This is a genomic window from Stutzerimonas tianxiuensis (assembly GCF_053470365.1).
Map to the genome: position 1 here is coordinate 71,170 of NZ_JBPVWS010000015.1, position 16,260 is coordinate 87,429.

Annotated in this window: 15 protein-coding genes and 1 pseudogene; 6 read left to right on the forward strand and 10 right to left on the reverse strand. The window is 60.7% G+C overall.

Annotation, left to right across the window (positions count from 1 at the left end; translation table 11 throughout):
* Positions 1-2: 2 nt before the first annotated feature.
* The 3 genes from tolQ to ACSSNI_RS17960 form a co-directional block, all read right to left on the reverse strand.
* A complete protein-coding gene (tolQ, locus tag ACSSNI_RS17950; protein ID WP_200637846.1) occupies positions 3-710 on the reverse strand; it encodes a protein TolQ in 708 nt (235 codons plus the stop codon).
* 99 nt (positions 711-809) lie between these two features.
* On the reverse strand, positions 810-2,738 hold the full coding sequence (locus tag ACSSNI_RS17955) for a phytase (protein ID WP_200637845.1): 1,929 nt from the start codon (positions 2,736-2,738) through the stop codon (positions 810-812).
* Positions 2,739-2,833: 95 nt separating this feature from the next.
* Positions 2,834-5,314: a TonB-dependent receptor gene (locus ACSSNI_RS17960; RefSeq protein WP_200637844.1), complete on the reverse strand. Its 2,481-nt coding sequence runs from the start codon at positions 5,312-5,314 to the stop codon at positions 2,834-2,836.
* 934 nt (positions 5,315-6,248) lie between these two features.
* Between ACSSNI_RS17960 and ACSSNI_RS17965 the strand changes: the two genes are divergently transcribed.
* Both ACSSNI_RS17965 and ACSSNI_RS17970 read left to right on the forward strand, forming a co-directional pair.
* Positions 6,249-7,163 carry a GGDEF domain-containing protein gene (locus tag ACSSNI_RS17965; protein ID WP_200637843.1) on the forward strand — a complete coding sequence of 305 codons (915 nt, stop codon included), beginning with the start codon at positions 6,249-6,251 and terminating at the stop codon, positions 7,161-7,163.
* 9 nt (positions 7,164-7,172) lie between these two features.
* Entirely contained in the window at positions 7,173-8,198 is a 1,026-nt protein-coding gene (locus ACSSNI_RS17970; protein WP_200637838.1) for an AraC family transcriptional regulator, read from the forward strand.
* Positions 8,199-8,237: 39 nt separating this feature from the next.
* On the opposite strand, the gene ACSSNI_RS17975 is transcribed toward ACSSNI_RS17970, so the two are convergent.
* Positions 8,238-8,405, reverse strand: a complete 168-nt coding sequence (locus tag ACSSNI_RS17975; RefSeq protein WP_146030685.1) for a DUF2973 domain-containing protein — start codon at positions 8,403-8,405, stop codon at positions 8,238-8,240.
* A gap of 207 nt (positions 8,406-8,612) precedes the next feature.
* On the opposite strand from ACSSNI_RS17975, the gene ACSSNI_RS17980 reads away from it, so the two are divergent.
* The gene (locus ACSSNI_RS17980; RefSeq protein ID WP_200637837.1) at positions 8,613-8,780 is read left to right on the forward strand and encodes a hypothetical protein; all 168 of its coding nucleotides are present in this window, start codon (positions 8,613-8,615) and stop codon (positions 8,778-8,780) included.
* 53 nt (positions 8,781-8,833) lie between these two features.
* On the opposite strand, the gene ACSSNI_RS17985 is transcribed toward ACSSNI_RS17980, so the two are convergent.
* The 4 genes from ACSSNI_RS17985 to ACSSNI_RS18000 all read right to left on the reverse strand — a co-directional run bounded on the left by ACSSNI_RS17985 (position 8,834) and on the right by ACSSNI_RS18000 (position 12,680).
* Positions 8,834-9,835 carry a 2-hydroxyacid dehydrogenase gene (locus ACSSNI_RS17985; RefSeq protein ID WP_200637836.1) on the reverse strand — a complete coding sequence of 334 codons (1,002 nt, stop codon included), beginning with the start codon at positions 9,833-9,835 and terminating at the stop codon, positions 8,834-8,836.
* A gap of 119 nt (positions 9,836-9,954) precedes the next feature.
* Positions 9,955-10,374 (reverse strand): hypothetical protein, encoded by a 420-nt coding sequence (locus tag ACSSNI_RS17990; protein ID WP_159968648.1) that lies wholly within the window; start codon positions 10,372-10,374, stop codon positions 9,955-9,957.
* 9 nt (positions 10,375-10,383) lie between these two features.
* On the reverse strand, positions 10,384-11,835 hold the full coding sequence (locus tag ACSSNI_RS17995; RefSeq protein ID WP_200637835.1) for a GMC oxidoreductase: 1,452 nt from the start codon (positions 11,833-11,835) through the stop codon (positions 10,384-10,386).
* A 197-nt stretch (positions 11,836-12,032) separates the two neighbouring features.
* Positions 12,033-12,680, reverse strand: coding sequence for a hypothetical protein (locus ACSSNI_RS18000; protein WP_159968650.1), 648 nt, complete (start codon positions 12,678-12,680; stop codon positions 12,033-12,035).
* 170 nt (positions 12,681-12,850) lie between these two features.
* Between ACSSNI_RS18000 and ACSSNI_RS18005 the strand changes: the two genes are divergently transcribed.
* On the forward strand, positions 12,851-13,111 hold the full coding sequence (locus ACSSNI_RS18005) for a hypothetical protein (protein ID WP_200637834.1): 261 nt from the start codon (positions 12,851-12,853) through the stop codon (positions 13,109-13,111).
* A 194-nt stretch (positions 13,112-13,305) separates the two neighbouring features.
* Here ACSSNI_RS18005 and ACSSNI_RS18010 read toward each other — a convergent pair whose 3' ends face one another.
* Together ACSSNI_RS18010 and ACSSNI_RS18015 are read right to left on the reverse strand one after the other, a co-directional pair.
* Positions 13,306-13,851, reverse strand: a complete 546-nt coding sequence (locus ACSSNI_RS18010; protein ID WP_200637833.1) for a Tll0287-like domain-containing protein — start codon at positions 13,849-13,851, stop codon at positions 13,306-13,308.
* A 244-nt stretch (positions 13,852-14,095) separates the two neighbouring features.
* A pseudogene (locus ACSSNI_RS18015) lies at positions 14,096-14,525 on the reverse strand (OsmC family protein).
* A gap of 1,258 nt (positions 14,526-15,783) precedes the next feature.
* Between ACSSNI_RS18015 and ACSSNI_RS18020 the strand changes: the two are divergent.
* Together ACSSNI_RS18020 and ACSSNI_RS18025 are read left to right on the forward strand one after the other, a co-directional pair.
* Positions 15,784-15,969, forward strand: a complete 186-nt coding sequence (locus ACSSNI_RS18020; protein ID WP_200638208.1) for a hypothetical protein — start codon at positions 15,784-15,786, stop codon at positions 15,967-15,969.
* On the forward strand, positions 15,962-16,222 hold the full coding sequence (locus ACSSNI_RS18025; protein WP_200637831.1) for a hypothetical protein: 261 nt from the start codon (positions 15,962-15,964) through the stop codon (positions 16,220-16,222). The genes ACSSNI_RS18020 and ACSSNI_RS18025 overlap by 8 nt, the downstream gene beginning before the upstream one ends.
* Positions 16,223-16,260 lie beyond the last annotated feature (38 nt).

A 16,260-nucleotide genomic window follows, 5' to 3' on the forward strand; every position in this document is an offset into this window, starting at 1 on the left:
TTTCAGGCGGCTGCGGCGATGCTGGGCGACCCGGCATGCAGCCGGCGATGCAGCCGCGCCTGCAGTTCGTTGGCGAAGCTGTAGTAGCGAGCGCTGAGCGTTTGGCCGCGAGCGGAGAAACGGTTGTAGGCCATCACTGCCGGGATCGCCGCAAACAGGCCGATGGCTGTGGCGATCAGCGCTTCGGCGATGCCCGGCGCAACAGTGGAAAGGGTCGCCTGCTGCACCATGGACAGCCCGAGGAAGGAATTCATGATCCCCCACACAGTGCCGAAAAGGCCGATGTAGGGGCTGACCGAACCGACGGTAGCGAGGAACTGCAGGCCGTTATCCAGCCTCTCCTCCTGCTCGGCGATGGCCACATAGAGGCTGCGTTCAACGCCATCGATCACCGCATCCGGAGCAATGCCGGGCTGACGCTGCAACTGACTGAACTCCTGATAACCGGCGAGAAAGATGTGCTGCAGAGCAGCTTCGCGGGGAAGCGACTGTTCGTTGCCCTCGCGATAGAGCTGGCTGAGTTCGCCGCCACTGCGAAAGCGCTGCAGGAAGCTTTTCAGCAGCCGTTCGCTGCGGCGCAGCGCGGCGCCGCGTTGGATGATCAGGTACCAGCTGGCGACGGACGCCAACACCAGCGTCGTCATCACCAGTTGCACCACCAGGCTGGCTTCGCTGACCAGCCCCCAGACCGACATATGTTCGTTTTGCATTTCTGCTCCTCCGGCCGTCCCATGCAACGGCGCTAATTGGATTGCATTGGGGTTACGCTTCGATGACAGCGCGGCGTAACCCGACAGGTTCGTGCCGCGTCAGTCCAGCCCCAACGCCTCGACGACCGCCGTCCACGGCACGTATTTGTAGTTCTGGGCGCCTTCAGGCATGCGCTTGCGGCCGTCCTGTACCACCAGCATGCCGCGACTCCAGGCGCCGCCGAGATTGGCCGAAGTAACCTCCAGGCCATCGGTCTCCGAGGCACCGTCGATGCCGCGCTCGGCATTCAGGCCCACGCGGAAGGCGCCACGAACGGCATAGGGTGCTTGTGCATCGAGCACCAGATAGCTGTCGTTACCCTGGCTGGAGACCACCAGGTAATCGCCGGCCGCACCGCTGTAGATCGCCAGCCCCTCAACATCTGCATGCAGCGGGCCGCCGACGTCGATAACCTTTTCCAGCGCAGCCGCATCGCTGCGCAGGTCCAGCGTCCATACCGCCGCGTCTTCCTCGCCCACAAACAGTCGCTGGTTGCGGTCATCGGCGACGCAGCCTTCAGGCTGGCTGTCCACCTTGAACTCGCGCACCTGCTCGCCACGCGGCGAACCGCTGCTGCCATCCAGGCGGTACTGCAGGAACGTGCCGTCTTTGTCATTGGCGATGGCATGGATCGCGCCCCGGCGGTCCTTGAACAGGCACAGGCCGTAGATTTCATTGAACGGCGTTTCGATCTCACCAATGCCGCTGACCTCGCCGCTGTGCGGCTCAATGGCGAACAGGTGCAGGCTGTTGTGATCACGATTGCTCGCCACAGCCAGATCGACCCGCTTACTTCCGAGCGCAAAGCCGGAGCGCACATCAACGTTGTTCAAGCGCCCCACCGGCAAGTACTGCAACTGCTTGCCGGATAGATCGTAAACAGCCAGCCCGCCCTTCTTGTCCGTACCGAGTACGCGGCTGCTTGACGGGTCCGCCGGATTGACCCAAATCGCCGGATCGTCCGCCGCATCGCCGAGATGCGGCACCGGATCGGTCTGCACCATTGCAGGCAGCATCGGGATCACCGGCGTCACGGCCGGCGCATCCGGTTGCCAGTCCAACCGTGCCGTGTGCGCCCCGCCTTCGTCGGTCAGCAGCAGGTCCAGGCCCTGCTCGCCCAGCCGTGCACTGACCTGCTCCGGCTCGTCGAATCCGTCCAGCGGAATCACGGCATGATTGCGCCAGGCATCGCCATCGCGCCGATACAGGTGCAATGCACCCGCCTCCGGATCCAGCGCCAGCATGCCGCCCGGCACCAGCGCCATGCCGGCAGCGGCTTCGGCGATGCCGCCGAACGGCTTCACCATGTCTATGGGATGGCGCCGTAACGGCGCTTCGGCGTCGGCGGGGTAACGCCAGAGGCCGACGTTTTCCTCGTTCACCACCAGTTCGCCGGCCTGGTCGTCGACCTGGCAGTAGCTGCTTTCCGGTGGCAGGCTCAGGCCCCGTACGCGCTGCGGCGCCGCCAGCAACTTCTGCCCTGCCGACACCAGCCATTGCTCGCCGATACCATCTTCACCGATCAGAAACAGGTAGCCATTGCGCCCGGCGTCGCGATACAGGCACAGCCCCTCGATGGCGAAGTTTGTCTTCGGCACGTATAGGGGCTGGTTCCACTGATGCTGGCGATCGAGCCCGAGCAGCACGGCCTGCTGACGCTTGCGGTCGAGCGTGGCGATCAGCAGGCCCTCCTCGCTGGCACGATGATCCAGCCCCTCGAAGCGGCCTTTGAACGCACTGAGTGGCGCACCCTGGGCGTCCAGCAGCTCCACGCCGCGCGAATCCGGCCGAAGCAGCAGCTGCGAAGCGCCCGGCCAGAACTTATCGGTGCCGATCAGCTGGGCACTTTCAGCATCCAAGGGTGCGGCGCTCGCTGTGCTCAGGTGCAGTGCGGCCTGGTTGGCAGCTGGCTGACCGGCGCCGGACTGACAGGCGGCCAGTGCAACGCAAAGGCTCAGCCACAAGGGTTTAAACGAAGTTACGTCCATGGTTTTTCCATTTAGCAGCCGCTGACCGGCACGGGTCCGAAGGGGAACGGAGCGGTGCCGGGGCGGCGTAAAAGTGAAGTCGGTAAGGGTCGCGATCAGAAATGCGTCAGGGTCAGGCCGAGCTTGTAGGTCGGGCCGTACTCTTCGTACTGGGCGTTGTAATCGCTGCGCCCGGTGTAGACGAAGTAGGACTCGTCGGTGAGGTTCAGCGCCTCGAACGTCACCTGCAGGTTCGGCGTGATGAAGTAGCCGGCTTTGAAGTCGAGAAACAGCTGCTCGTCGGCGTAGAGGTCATGCGCTTCATCGTCAACGCCGGACACCTCGGCCAGGTATTTGGACTTGTAGTTGGCCGCCAGACGCATGTTGAAGACGTCGTTTTCCCAGCCAACTATCAGGTTGCCGACCGTATCGGAGTGGTTCGGCAGGTCGATGCTGCGACTGCTGTCCTGGCCTTCGATATCCGCGTCGGACTTGCTGAGGGTGGCGTTGGCGCCGAGCAACACGCCGTTCCAGGGCGCTGGCAGCCAATCGAGCTTCTGCGAGTAGGACAACTCGACACCGTAGAGCTTGGCGCTGCTGCCATTCTCGTAGCTCAGCGCCTCATCGAAGCCGGCCCACTGGCCGGTACCGGCCACGTCGGTGTTGTAGATGAAGTTATCGATGTCCTTGTAGAACAGATACGCCGAGACGGCGCCCACGCGGCCCATGTAATGCTCAATGCCGAAGTCATAATTCATCGACTCCAGCGGTTTGAGGTCGGGGTTGCCGAACTCCGCTTCGTCGCCATCAATGATGAAACCGGGCGCCAGCTGCTCGAAGGTGGGACGCACCACGGTGTTGGTCCAGGCGGCGCGCAGAAGGGTGTCGTCCGTCAGTTGATAGCGCGCGTGCAGGCCGGGTAGCCAGTGGTCGTAGCGGCTATCGCTGGAGATGGATTCAAACTCGCCCTCGCGTATACCGGTGCCCTTGGCGCTGAACTCCGTGCCCTCGTAACGCAAGCCGGCGATGATGCGCCACTTGTCCAGGTCCAGGGTGTTCATGAAGTAGGCGGCGTTGATGTCTTCGCTCATGTCGAAGTCGCCGATGCGCGATTCTTCTTCGTCCCGGAACGCGCTCGCGTCCAGACCACCGATGAGACCTTCAAGGGCACCGGCGCTGATGCCCGGGCCGAAGCGGTCGAGGCTGTAGTCCACGGTCCCGTGCTGGTAGTCGGCCAGAGTCAGGTCATCAAAGTCATCGTAGGCCCAGACATCGACGTCGTTGGTCTTGTCGCGCCGGCTCAGCTTGCCGCCAAGCTTAAATTGCGAGGCGTAGCCCTGGATGTCGTATTCGCGGGCCAGGTCCAGGCGGATGTTCTTTTCCTTGTCGCGGGCATCGCTCTCTTCCCACTCCACCTCATCCAGCTCGAAGCTGGCGGGATCGTAGAAGGACGGATCGACAGTCAGACGCGGCTTAGTGGTACTGGAAAAACCAACGTCAGCGAAGTCGCCTTCGAAGGTAGCGCTGGAAATGCCGCCCGGGTTGCGCTCACGTGCCTCGCTGTAGCCGGCCTGTCCGCTAAGGGTCCAGAGGCCCATCATCCGTTCGCCGCCGAACACGTAGGACTGGATGGTCTGGGTTTCCTCGCGGGACTTGATCTCGCGCCAGCCCTCGGCATCGCCCAGCTCGCCGGCCAGTTGCGCGTCCTCGAACTCGACCCCGGCGGCATTGCGGGTTTCGGTATCCTTGAAGCGGCTATAGAGGGTGCGCAGGTAGTAGCTGCTGAAATCGTCGGGCTGGTAGTCGAAGTTCAGGCCGACTCCGGCGCGTTCGCGGGTGATCTCGTAGTCGCGCTGCTCGAACTCCTCCAACCGGGCGCCGTCCTCAAAATCCCAGTTGCCGCCGGTTTCGACGTTGTCGGAGCCGAAGTCACGCTCCTGCCAGCTCAGGGCGGCGGCGACACCGAAGTTGTCCACGCCATCACCGAGGCTGAAGCGGTTGCTGAACGCACCGGAGAACTTGGGGCTGGTCTTGCCGACGTTCTCGTCGTAGCTGCCTTCGGTGCTGAGGCTGTAGAACAAACCGTCGTGGTCGAACGCCGACAGGCTTTCAACCTCGATGGTGCCGCCGAGGGAGTTGGCGTCCATGTCCGGGGTCAGCGTCTTGACCACCGAGAGCGACTGCACGAGTTCGGAGGGCAGCACGTCCAGCGCCACGGCGCGACGACCGCTTTCCGGTGAGGGCACCAAGGTTCCATTGATGGTGACGCTGTTCAGATCCGGCGCGATGCCGCGCACGCTGACGAAGCGGCCTTCGCCCTGGTCGCGCTCGACCGAAAGCCCAGGGATGCGCTGCAAGGCTTCGGCGGCGTTGTCGTCCGGCAGTTGGCCGATGCCGTCGGCGTGGACCACGCTCTTCACGCTGTCGGAGTTGCGTTGTTCCTTCAATGCCTCGTCGACGCTGACGGCTTGGCCGATCACTTCGACGTGTTCCATGACAAGCGGCTCCTCGGCCCAGGCCGAACCGGCGCTGATGGCCAGGGCCAGCAGGCTGATGCGGAACCCTGCATGGCGGATGCCGCTGCGGTATGTGCTCATGAACAAATCCCCCGAACGCTGATTACCGGGTCCATCCCGGAACTGCAGCGGACGGTAGGGGTGGGATATGGCGGTTCTGTGACACAGGGCGGTGCTGGGGCGCCAGCGAGCGCTGATTGGGGTGGTTTTGGGGAGGAGTTGAGCTGATATGACCTGGTTTGGTGGGTCGGGTGAGGCGTGTGTGAGGTAGCGGTTCGTGCCGCTGCTCGTTTTCGCGCGGTTCTGGACGCTGGTTTCGCCCTGCTGGGCGAGTCACTTTTTCTTGTGTGGCCAAGAAAAAGTAACCAAAAAGAAGGCCACCCCTACATCCGGGTTTTGCTACGCAAAACTCCCTCCCTCCGGCGCTGCTCCGGGGGGCGTCGCGAAGGCATCCATGCCTCGCGTCCCCCTGCGCAGCACCTACGCTCGGCCTCCTGAAGGGGAATCGGATCCGAGTTGTCTGAAAGTTTTTAAACAGCCAAAGAACCACGCTTTGCTTCTTTACTGACAAAGCGAGCCATCAGACGCCGCCGAACGCCCCTTTCAGGAGGCCGAATGGAATCCGCGCGGAGGGGAGCGAGCGGCATGGATGCCGCGAGAGGCGTAAAGGGCCATGGATGGCCCTTGTACGCCGGCCCCCCGGAGCGCGGATGAAATGAGGGAAGTCGAGCGAAGCGAACCGGGGACGCCTAGTCCGGATGCAGGGGCAAGACCTTTTGGTTCCTTTTGGCGGGGCCGGCCATCCGGGCGACTGCCAAAAGGGACTCGCCCAGCAGGGCGAAACCAAGCTCTCAGCCCACTCACCAATAAGCCTAACGCTGAACCTAAGCAGCGCCGCCTTTGAATCTATCCTTAAAAACCTTGAGCCAATTCAACCCCCACCCCATTCATCCAACCGTCACATTCATCTGTTTCCGTGCCCTCACGCACTGGCGCGCCTCGCCATGGAGACCCAATGAAATCCCTGCTCAAGCTCCATACCCTCACACTGTTCGGCCTCGCCTTCGCCGCCAACTTCGGCCTGCAGGTCTACCTGGCGACCGGCCAGATCAAGCCCTGGGCCGACATCAACTGGATGGACGTCGCCGGCGAAGGCGGCTCGGCCGTGCTCGCGCTGGCCTGGCTGATCATGCTGCTTCACAGTCGCCCGGCCGGCCGTGTGACCCGATTGCTGGCGCTGGGCCTGGCGTGCGTGTTCTTCTCCTGGTGGATGGACACTCTGGACGAATTCATCCAGCTGCCGGAACTGGCGATCTGGGACAACTGGCTGGAGACCGCGCCGATGCCCGTCGGCCTGCTGCTGCTGACCCTAGGCATCTACCACCTCAATCAGGAACAACGCGCCATCAGTCAGCAGATGAGCAAACGCGAGAAAGGCTTCCGCGAGCACCGCCTGTTCGACAAGCTCACCCCATTAGGCGCCGCGCAATACCTGCGCCAGCAGGTCCAGCTGGCACTCTCTCACGCCCAGGCGGAACAGCAGCCGCTCTCGCTGGTGATCGTGGACCTGGACGATTTCAACGCCATCAACCAGCGTTATGGCCAGGCCGAAGGCGATGCCGTCCTGCAGGCCATGGCGCAGCTGCTGTTACTCAACCTACGTCGCCAGGACCTGCTCTGCCGCTTGGCCGGGGATCGCTTCGTCGCGGTGCTGCCGAACACGGGTGAAACGCAGGCTCGGATGATTGCAGGAGAACTACAACAGACCGTTGCCAGCCTGGCGCACAAAACCGCGCAGCACGGCGAACGGGTACACCTGCATGCCAGCACCGGCACGGTGATGGCCTTCAACGAGGATGCCGAACAGCTCCTCAAGCGCCTCAATCTGAACCTGGCCAAAACCAAGCAGCAACTTTCGCGCTGCGCCTGAGGAAGGGCCATGACTCCCGGTTACGATTGCGATACACGTTTCATCGCGGCACATCACCAGCCGGCCGTATTGATTGATCTGGCGTTGTCACGAGGAATCGACAGCCACCAATTACTGCGCGGCAGTGGGCTGTTCTATGAAGACGTTGTGGGCGGCCAGGCGCGGATCAGTCCTCTACAGTTTCTGGCCCTGATTGGAAACGCGAAGCGCTTGCTTGGGGCGGACGACAGCAGCTTTCTGTTGGGCCAGCGTTTGCTGCCCGGCCACTACGGCGAGGCGAGCCACGCGCTGACCCATGCCTGCACGTTGCAACAGGCGCTGGAACAACTGCAACGATTTCGCGCCCTGCTCAATCCCCTGCTCACGCCGCGCCTGCTGCTCGACGAGCAGCAGGCATACCTGTACTGGACCGACAGCTGTGGTTCCGGTGATCAGCAGCGATTTCTCACCGAGGCCAGCCTGACCGCCGTGGTCGCGATGAGCAGACGCCTATCCGGCGAGCGCCTGCCGTGGCGCTTCCACCTCCCCTACCCGCAACCGCGGCATGTCGAACAGTATTGGGTGCACCTGGGCGAGCAGCTGACGTTCGCCAGTCAGATGACCATGATGAGCCTGCCGCTGGAATATCTGCACAAGCCGTGGCCTGGCGCCTCAGCCACCGCCGGACAGGTCGCGTATCAGGCGAGTTGCGCGCAGCTGGAAAGTCTTGGCTGCCCTGGCAGCTTTATCGATCAGCTGTATGACTATATGTATGGAAACATCCGCGAGCCGTTGAATCTGGAGCGCGTCGCCCATGCTTTCGAGATGAGCCCCGCCTCGCTAAAGCGCAAGCTGCACAAGCACGGCACGGGCTTTCAGGAGCAGCTGGATCAGGTGCGCAAACATGTAGCGCTGTACCTGTACCAGATGAAGGGCTACAGCAACGATGAGGTTGCCAGTTACCTACGCTTCAACGACACCACCAATTTTCGCCGCTCATTCAAACGCTGGACCGGTCTGGCGCCTAGCAGCCTGCGCCAGCTTTTCCAGAGCTGAGCCGGCCAGGCGTGTCGCCGCGCCTCGCCTGTTGCCTCGCTATCGGTCGGCTCGAAGTTCGGGATGTGCGACCTTTGCTTGAGTTGCCTGTGCTTCATTCGCATCGCGCCGATGACTCAAGGTGGTCAGCGCTCGACGCAGCAACAGCGCTGCGATGCCGGCAACTGCGAGAAAAGTGATTAGCACCGGTATGGCTTGTTGGTTCATGCGTCTGGCTCATCCTTGGTAAAGGGTCGCGGTCGCGATAGCGTTTTGATACTACCGGTGATTTTGCGCTAATGCCATTGCCGCAGCGGCCCTTGATGATTAAGGCACAGGTGCATTCTCGGACAAACGGTAGGACCCAACCGGTATCTGGCGAGTCGTATCTGCATCGTTACGCTTAATAACTCGTACCTGAGGGAGCCGATCCAGATGCATCGGGAATACACCAGGCAATACCATCAACTGCGTACCCACATCGAACGGATGCTCGACAACGGCGCAGTGATTGCCGAACGAGCGCCGCTGACGATCAGACGAGGGAATCAGGTTTATCAAGTCGCTTACGGCATGCTGATCAGCGAGCAGAGCGCTCGCTGATACAACCACACCCGTAATCGCCATCGACCCCGGCTGCCAAAGCGAACCGTGGGTCACACAACCTTGTCGACGGTCACCCGGTGCAGGGTTCCGCTCCCCTGCTCGAAGGCGCTGATATTGGCCAGTGTGGTCTCGGCAATATTGGTCAGCGCTTCAGCGGTGAAGAACGCCTGATGTCCCGTGATCAACACATTGGGAAAGGTCGTCAGGCGCATGAATTGGTCGTCACTGATGACCCGCTGTGACAAGTCCTGAAAGAACAGATTTTCCTCTTCCTCGTAAACATCCAGGCCCAGGCGACCGATCTTTCCGCTCTTCAGGCCATCGATTACCGCGCGCGTATCGACCACGCGACCCCTGCCAGTGTTGACCAGCATCACACCCTGCTTCATCTGAGCGATTGCAGCGTCATCAATCAGATGGTGGGTTTCGGGTGTCAGTGGGCAGTGCAGCGAAATGATGTCCGCCTCCTCAAACAGCTGCTCCAGCGGCACGTAAGTGACGAACGCCTTTGCATCAACGCTGGGGAAGGGGTCATGGGCCAGTACCCTGCAGCCGAAACCACGCATGATGCCAGCGAAGATAAGACCGATCTTGCCGGTGCCGATGACGCCGACTGTCTTGCCGTACAGGTCGAAGCCCAGCAGGCCATCGAGAGAAAAGTTTCCCTCACGGACGCGGTTATAGGCCCGAAAGGTCATTCGGTTGAGGCTCAGGATGAGCGCCACCGCATGCTCGGCTACCGCTTGCGGCGAGTACGCCGGCACGCGCACCACGGTCATCTCTAGCCGCTCTGCCTCTGGAAGATCCACGTTGTTGAAGCCGGCCGAGCGCAGGGCGATCAGCCTGGTGCCGTTGGCGTGCAGGAGCTGCAGTACTTCGCGGTCGAGCTTGTCATTGACGAACACACAGACACCGCTGAACCCTGAAGCCAACGCTGCCGTTTCAACAGTCAACCGAGCGTCCAGGTAGACCAGTTGGTGCTGGTGCACCTGGTTGGCCTGATCGAGAAAAGTGCGGTCGTAGGGTTTGGTACTGAAGACGGCGATGCGCATGGACTGGCCTCCTCGCGAAACGGGATAAGCGGGCGACGGTACCCGTCACTTGATCTAACGAACGAAGCTAAAGGCAACCGCCCTACCGTTTCAACGAGACAGGCCAGGCCTGTATGACCTCACGCCAGCCCGTCGAATCGGGCATAAGGATTGCTGCAGGGCAACCGGTAGCCAAGAAAGCTGACCTTCGGATTGGTCTTGTTCTGCTGCCGCAGGTAATCAGTCGAAACCATGAAGTCCGTTAACAACCGGCGTTCGAAATTATCGACTCGCAGATCAGTGTAGGGCGTCCCTACACCGGTTTCCTGACGAATTTTGTAGAGTCCCATCAATGCAGTCAGCTTCTCCGAGCCGTAGTGGTTAGCCATTGCATCGACAAACTTGCGCTGGTCCTCCGGACCCATCTGGAAATTGCCCACCAGACGCTGCAGCAGCTGCGGAATGAAGACCTGGCGGTCCTCGTAGACCCAGGCCCCCGACCCGACCGCCACCAGACCAAGCGCGGCGGCGGATGAAAACAACAACGTACGACGTTTCATCGGCATTCCTTAGCTATAAAGCAGGTCGGCAGCACGAATGGACAAGGCGGCGGCCGTCAGGCTGGGATTTGCCGGCGAGCAGCTCGGGTAGGTCGCGGTACCCACGACCACAAGGTTGCGCATCTTGTGATGCAGCATAAGGCTGTCTACCACCGAACCGTCATCGGCCTGCCCCATGCGCAGCGTGCCCTGTACATGCGACTCGGTTAGACGCCACTCCCTGAAGTTGATCGACTCCACCGGCAGTGGCGCGAGCAGTTTTTCCAGGCTGTCCAGACCGTGCTGAACCCCCTTCATGCCGTAATCCGACTCGCCCCGGTAATCGATGATCGCCTGCCCGGTCTGCGGGTCGATGACGACCCGGTTCTCCACGTTGGGCAGGTCTTCGCTGACCAGCATCAACGGCAGCGTCTGGTTCCAGCGTCCGATTTCCGGACGCAGCCCATACGGCCAGCGGTTTTCGAAGTAGACCAGACACGCCGAGTGATCCTTGCGGAAGTCACCGTCGTACAGGGCGTAATTAAGGCCAGTGGTGATAGTGCTTCCATCGAAATTGCCCAGGCCATCGAGATAGACCTCGACGTTGGCGCCAACCTGCTCGTGCAGGCCCATGCCGGTTTCGCCGAAGTTGATATCCGAACGCAACAGAATCGCCGGGCTCTGAATAGCATTAGCGCCCAGTACGAAAAGGTCCCCGAACACTTTGAATTCCTGCCCATCCGAGCGGATCGTCACGCCCTTGATGGTATTGCCCTGGTACTCGAGCGTGCGCACTTCGGTCTTCAAGCACACGTCCACCTTGGGGTGGCTATACAACTCGGCCAGGCCATTCTGCGCGGTGAACTTGGCATTCATCGGGCAGAGGTTGCAGGTGGCGTTGGCACAGCAGACACCACGGGTGCCGGTCGCAACCCGAGCGCGCCCGGTCGGCATGATGAAATGATGGTCGGGCATGGCCTCCTTCATCAGCATGTCGATTGAGGAGCCTTTGTGCGGCGGTTGAGGGAATGGCTGACTGCGAGGTAGCACGCGAGTCATGTCGGGGTCGCCGGCGATCGACATGATCTGCTCGGCCTGGCAGTAGTAAGGCTCAAGCTCGGCATAGCTCAGCGGCCAATCGTTACCGACGCCGTATCGAGTTCGGATGGCAAAATCGCTGGGGTGCAGACGGGGGGTTTGCGAGTACCAGCAGTTCATTCCGCCGCCGAGAGCGATGGTGGTGTTCCAGGGCTTCTCGCCGCGATTGTCGTAGGTGGACTCGGGCTTGATAGTCGAACTGCTCTGGGTTTTGATCTGCCAATCCCAGGGATGGAAGTCGCCCCACTCAATGATCAGCGCACGACCGCTGAGGTGCTTCAAGGCTTCGGTGAGGAAGAAGCTCGAACCAAAACCAGACCCGATTACAACGAGCTCATAGTGTTCTTTGTTGATGTCCTTTGCGCTTACCCGGTTGATCTCCACGACCGATTCCCTTACTGCTGCAGCCTCATCGAAAACAGGCTGTCCAATCATTTACACGTCAGCAATGTCCCGCTGCGCAGCGCATGTCACCTGCTTAAACCCGGCGTATCGCTAAGACACGCTCTGGGAAGCCAGTTCTACGTGACCTTTGAAACGAAGCGGAGTTCCAGCCTGCTTAAGTCCTTGCGCGCGATGGGCTAGTCATTCAGGCCTTCCGATAGCCATCCTCGTACCCGGCGCCGGTCACGCCAGGAGGTCAGCTGATGGGTGAACGGGCTCTCCGGCACCAGCCGGCATTCCGGATTGCTGAGGTCGCCCAGCTTGAAGCGGCGCAACACACCCAGCGGGTGACGCTCTGGCCCGTAAAACGCCACTGCGCGGATTTCCAAGCAGTGGAACTGCCAGTCACCCACTGGCTGGTGGCCCTGAAGCTCGATGCCGTTGAGCTCGGCAACTCGCCGCAACATGCCTTGAAAAGTGCCTACGTGAATGAAATCACCACTGCTTAACGGCCCCTGATGGGTGGTCTGGTGGATGGCGAGATCCGGCGGCACGTCGTCTTCCATGCTCTGGCGAATGTCGGTGATATCCACTTCCAACGGCCCACGTGACGTCACTATCGAGACCACGAGCTGATTGATGAACATCGGCTCGGCACTCATGTTGGAAATGATGCAAAGCGAGCCGAGACCCTTGCCAGCGCCTCGATTGATCAGCAGGCTCGGCTGACGCTGTCGTCTGAAGTTTCGCAAGAGCAAGTGCGCGTAAAACATCCACACCAAAAGCGTGCTCAAGGAGATCACTAAGGAAACGAGCTGCTGGTTCTTCATTAACCAATCGATCATGTAGGGCCTCGGTAAGTAATTCCCAGCTGAGACAGTCCAAACCCGACTGGGTGCCCCACCCCATTCGGTGAGCGCCGCTCAATGCGGGGCCCGTCCAGCAGCAGGCTCGAACGAACGCCAGCTGCTGCTGGTCCGAAACATGGAGCCCGCCAACAGTCGAGGGAAATCAAATGAAGAGCTTGAACATCGCTTCGTCAGTGTTACTAGCCCTGCTAGCAACGACCGCGTCGGCCAGTCAGGAACCGACTGAGCATGAGCCGGCCGACAGCAACAGCCAGGCCCAGCAAGACCTCGATAACGAGGCAAGCGCGCACGGCTACCAGAACCCTACCGGCGAAGACCCGCAACCGCGTCTGACCGAAGACACGATCGAAAATGCTCATGGAAACGACGAGGACATGAGCAACGGAGAGGAGCCTCAGGAGCGCTGATCGGCGATACGCGCCGCCATTGGCAGTCGTTGATCACCATCAGCTTGCCATCACGGCCCTCTGCGCGGGCCGTCTCGGCGTTCGAGCCAAGCAGCAGGATGCTGCAGCCAGGCGCAGAGGCGCCGCCTGAGTGCATGGCTACATTAGCCTTGAGCCGCAGCCGGGCGGCTGCGGCAGGTCAGTAAAGCACACGGCTAATCGACGGCGCGCCTGAGCGTGAAAGCGCCCCGCAGCTCCCCGGCCTTGAAGCCACGAGCCTCGTCCTCCGGGTAGTACTCGTCAATCAACGCCGCGAGTTCGGGCTTGATCGCTTCTCCATGACAGGCAAGGCAGGCCTCGCCAGTGGGAATGGCCTTCATCAGTCGAAATTCGCCGTCCACCACCTCGGCATGCGACATGCTCTGCAGCGGCTCACCTTGCGCAGCGCGCTGTTGAAACTGTTCGAGCACGGCGCGCTCCCATGGATCGGGCGCATTACTCTGGTTGCGCAGTTTCAATGCCGTGCGACCCACCCGCCACGGCGCCTCGCTATGCTCGGCAGTAATCTGCGGCGCCAATTGCTGACAGGCTTGCACCGCCTGTTGCGGCCCGCCACTTTCCACCGCCGACTTCACGGTGGCCATCAGCTGCTGCTGGAACGGAGGAATGAGCGACATCCCCTCCTTGATCAACGGATCCAGGGGCTCTGCCTGGGCGGACAAGCTCAACGCCAAACAGCTCAAGGGCAACAGATAGCGCATAAAAACTCCTTGCTGGCCTCGCGGCCGAATGCGATGAATGGAATCCAAATTCAACAGGGCCGGCGTCCATCGAACCGTCCTGCGACCAGGCAGCTGCGGCGCTGCGACGGACTTTCTAGGGGCCGCCGCGCGGGATGCGCACGCCAGCGCCGAAAAGCAGATGTACTTACCCGTTCAACCCCTTACGCCGAAGCGCTTCAGCGCCCAGCGGCCTTTTGCTTTAGCGGGTGTTCGGCCTCAGCTCTCAACCTGCCAACGCACTGTGCAGCCGCGTGCCATGCACCAGGTTGTCTGCCAGCGGGCAACGGCGCTCCACCTCGGCGAGGAATTCCTGTTTCTGCTCAAGCGTCATGTCAGCATCGATCTCTACCCGCAGGCGCACTTCCTCGAAGCCGGGCCGCACACTGGTGTCACGCCCTAGCAACCCGGCCGGATCGTAGTCCGCCTCGACTTCGAAGCGCATGCCGCGCAGCTCTACCTTGCGCTGGTGGGCGAGAAGACGACCGATCGTTCCAAAGCAACCTGCAAGCGCCGCCAAGACCAGCTCCAGCGGGCTCGGCCCGGTATCAGTACCGAACGCGCCACGCGGCTGGTCGATGCACCCGGTGATTGCCGCAGTCCACTTCGATTGCGAAGCCGTCACCCATACTGCCTTGAACACTGATGGTCTTCATGTGCGGTCTTGTCCCTAAGAAATTAGCCTTAAGTATTGAGCGAGTGACTGGTGACGAAGCGAAAGCATCGACTGCTTTCCTGGCAGCGCCTTTCAGCTCTCGCTCATCACTTAGCAAAAATATAATATCTATTTTAATATTTTGTTTCCAGGCAAATCTACTTCCCGTCAGGCCTGCCAAACAAGCCCACCTGGTCAGATTAGGAATTCACTCAAGAAGCGAGGCTTAGCGCGGTGGTCGGAACCCAGCACTGCCCGCGGAGAAATCTGGCGAAACAGAGTGACGCGACATAGAGACGCAGAGGATGCAGAGCGACGCTACCGTGTGAGGAGGTTTTATCTTTGGCATAAAGGGAACTGTCGGTGGGATGAGTCGGGAAGAAGCCGGATAAAACCGGAAAGCCAAGCGTGGCGCGGGGTTGCGAGCGGGACGGGACAGCAGGCGAAGCGGAATCAATGCCAAAGGCGCGCGAAACCAAAAACCCATTTAGCAAGCCGAAAATCGAGAATTTAGCGCAACGTTTGGCATAGCCAAAAAGCCGGTAAAACACCGGACAGCAGCGGTGCCACCCAAAGCCCTTTCAACTTACCTTGGCCAACTTGAAAGCGGCAACCGTCCGCGACCACGGTTTCTCTCAAACTCGCCAACGCTCGCAGCCACAGGGATTGCGGAGAAATGGTCAAACTTTCGATCCTTTCCAGCATCGACCGATGTTGAAAGGAATTTAAATTTTGTACGTAGGACAGATACCGCTAGACCTATCCTCACCGTGCCCAAGTTTTGGCAACCTCAACGCCCTTTTCCTAAGGGGACAATCGGACGAGAAAGCGAAACAGAGGGCCGATTCGTCCGAATCTCCTGCAAGCCCCGGTTTTGAAGGCTCGCAACCAAGACAGTGACGCCGAAAACGAAAAGAGATAACGAAAAGAAACGGAACTGTCCGAACGACCGATTCCCCCTCTCGGTTTCGTTCCCTTGGGAACGTTAGCTATTGCCATGTCCATCGCAACTCGCTAATGTTCCTCCGTCGCTGCAAATTCAGCGATCAGGATTGGCGTCCTGACACATAGGCGGACACACCGCCATTAGAGCGGTTTTTTTGTGTCCAGCGCATGGCAAGGCCTTTATGGGCGGGCCGTGTGGGGCTCCTTCGGGAGCGCCGGTTCCTATGTCCGGTACGCCAACCTGCACGGTTCCGCCCACCCATGATTGGCGTCGTGGGCGCGGAGAACAGACCGCAACATAGGCGCTCCACATCATGACCAAACGTCACATTCTCAGCCTCAATCCGGCTAAAGCTCGCGCAGCCTATCACCGTGCTATCGCGATAGCCGCGCTGCACGCCGACTCCTCTTTGTCCGTCCGTCTTTCTCGCTATAACACAGCCATGGCAAAAGCACGCTCCCTTGAGGCCATGCTGCCGAAGGCGGTGACTCATGGCTAATTTCATTGCGCTTGAGTCTGGCTCACAGGGCTGCGGCAAACCCGTTCTCTTCCTTGATCGCAGCGCTTCTCAGGCCTCGTTATTCGATGCAGCTGAATGGCGACTTGGGGCTGTCCAGGATCTTCTGACAGCCCTTTCCACATGCGTATCCGATGACGCTGGCACACGTGATGTGGCCAACGTATCGCGCGCTTTGCTGCTGCTCGTCCAGGACGCCGAAGCGCTTCTCGGTGCCGCTCGCCAAGCATCCTAAACGGTCACCTCCGACCCCCTACCGGGCCGGAGCTTCAT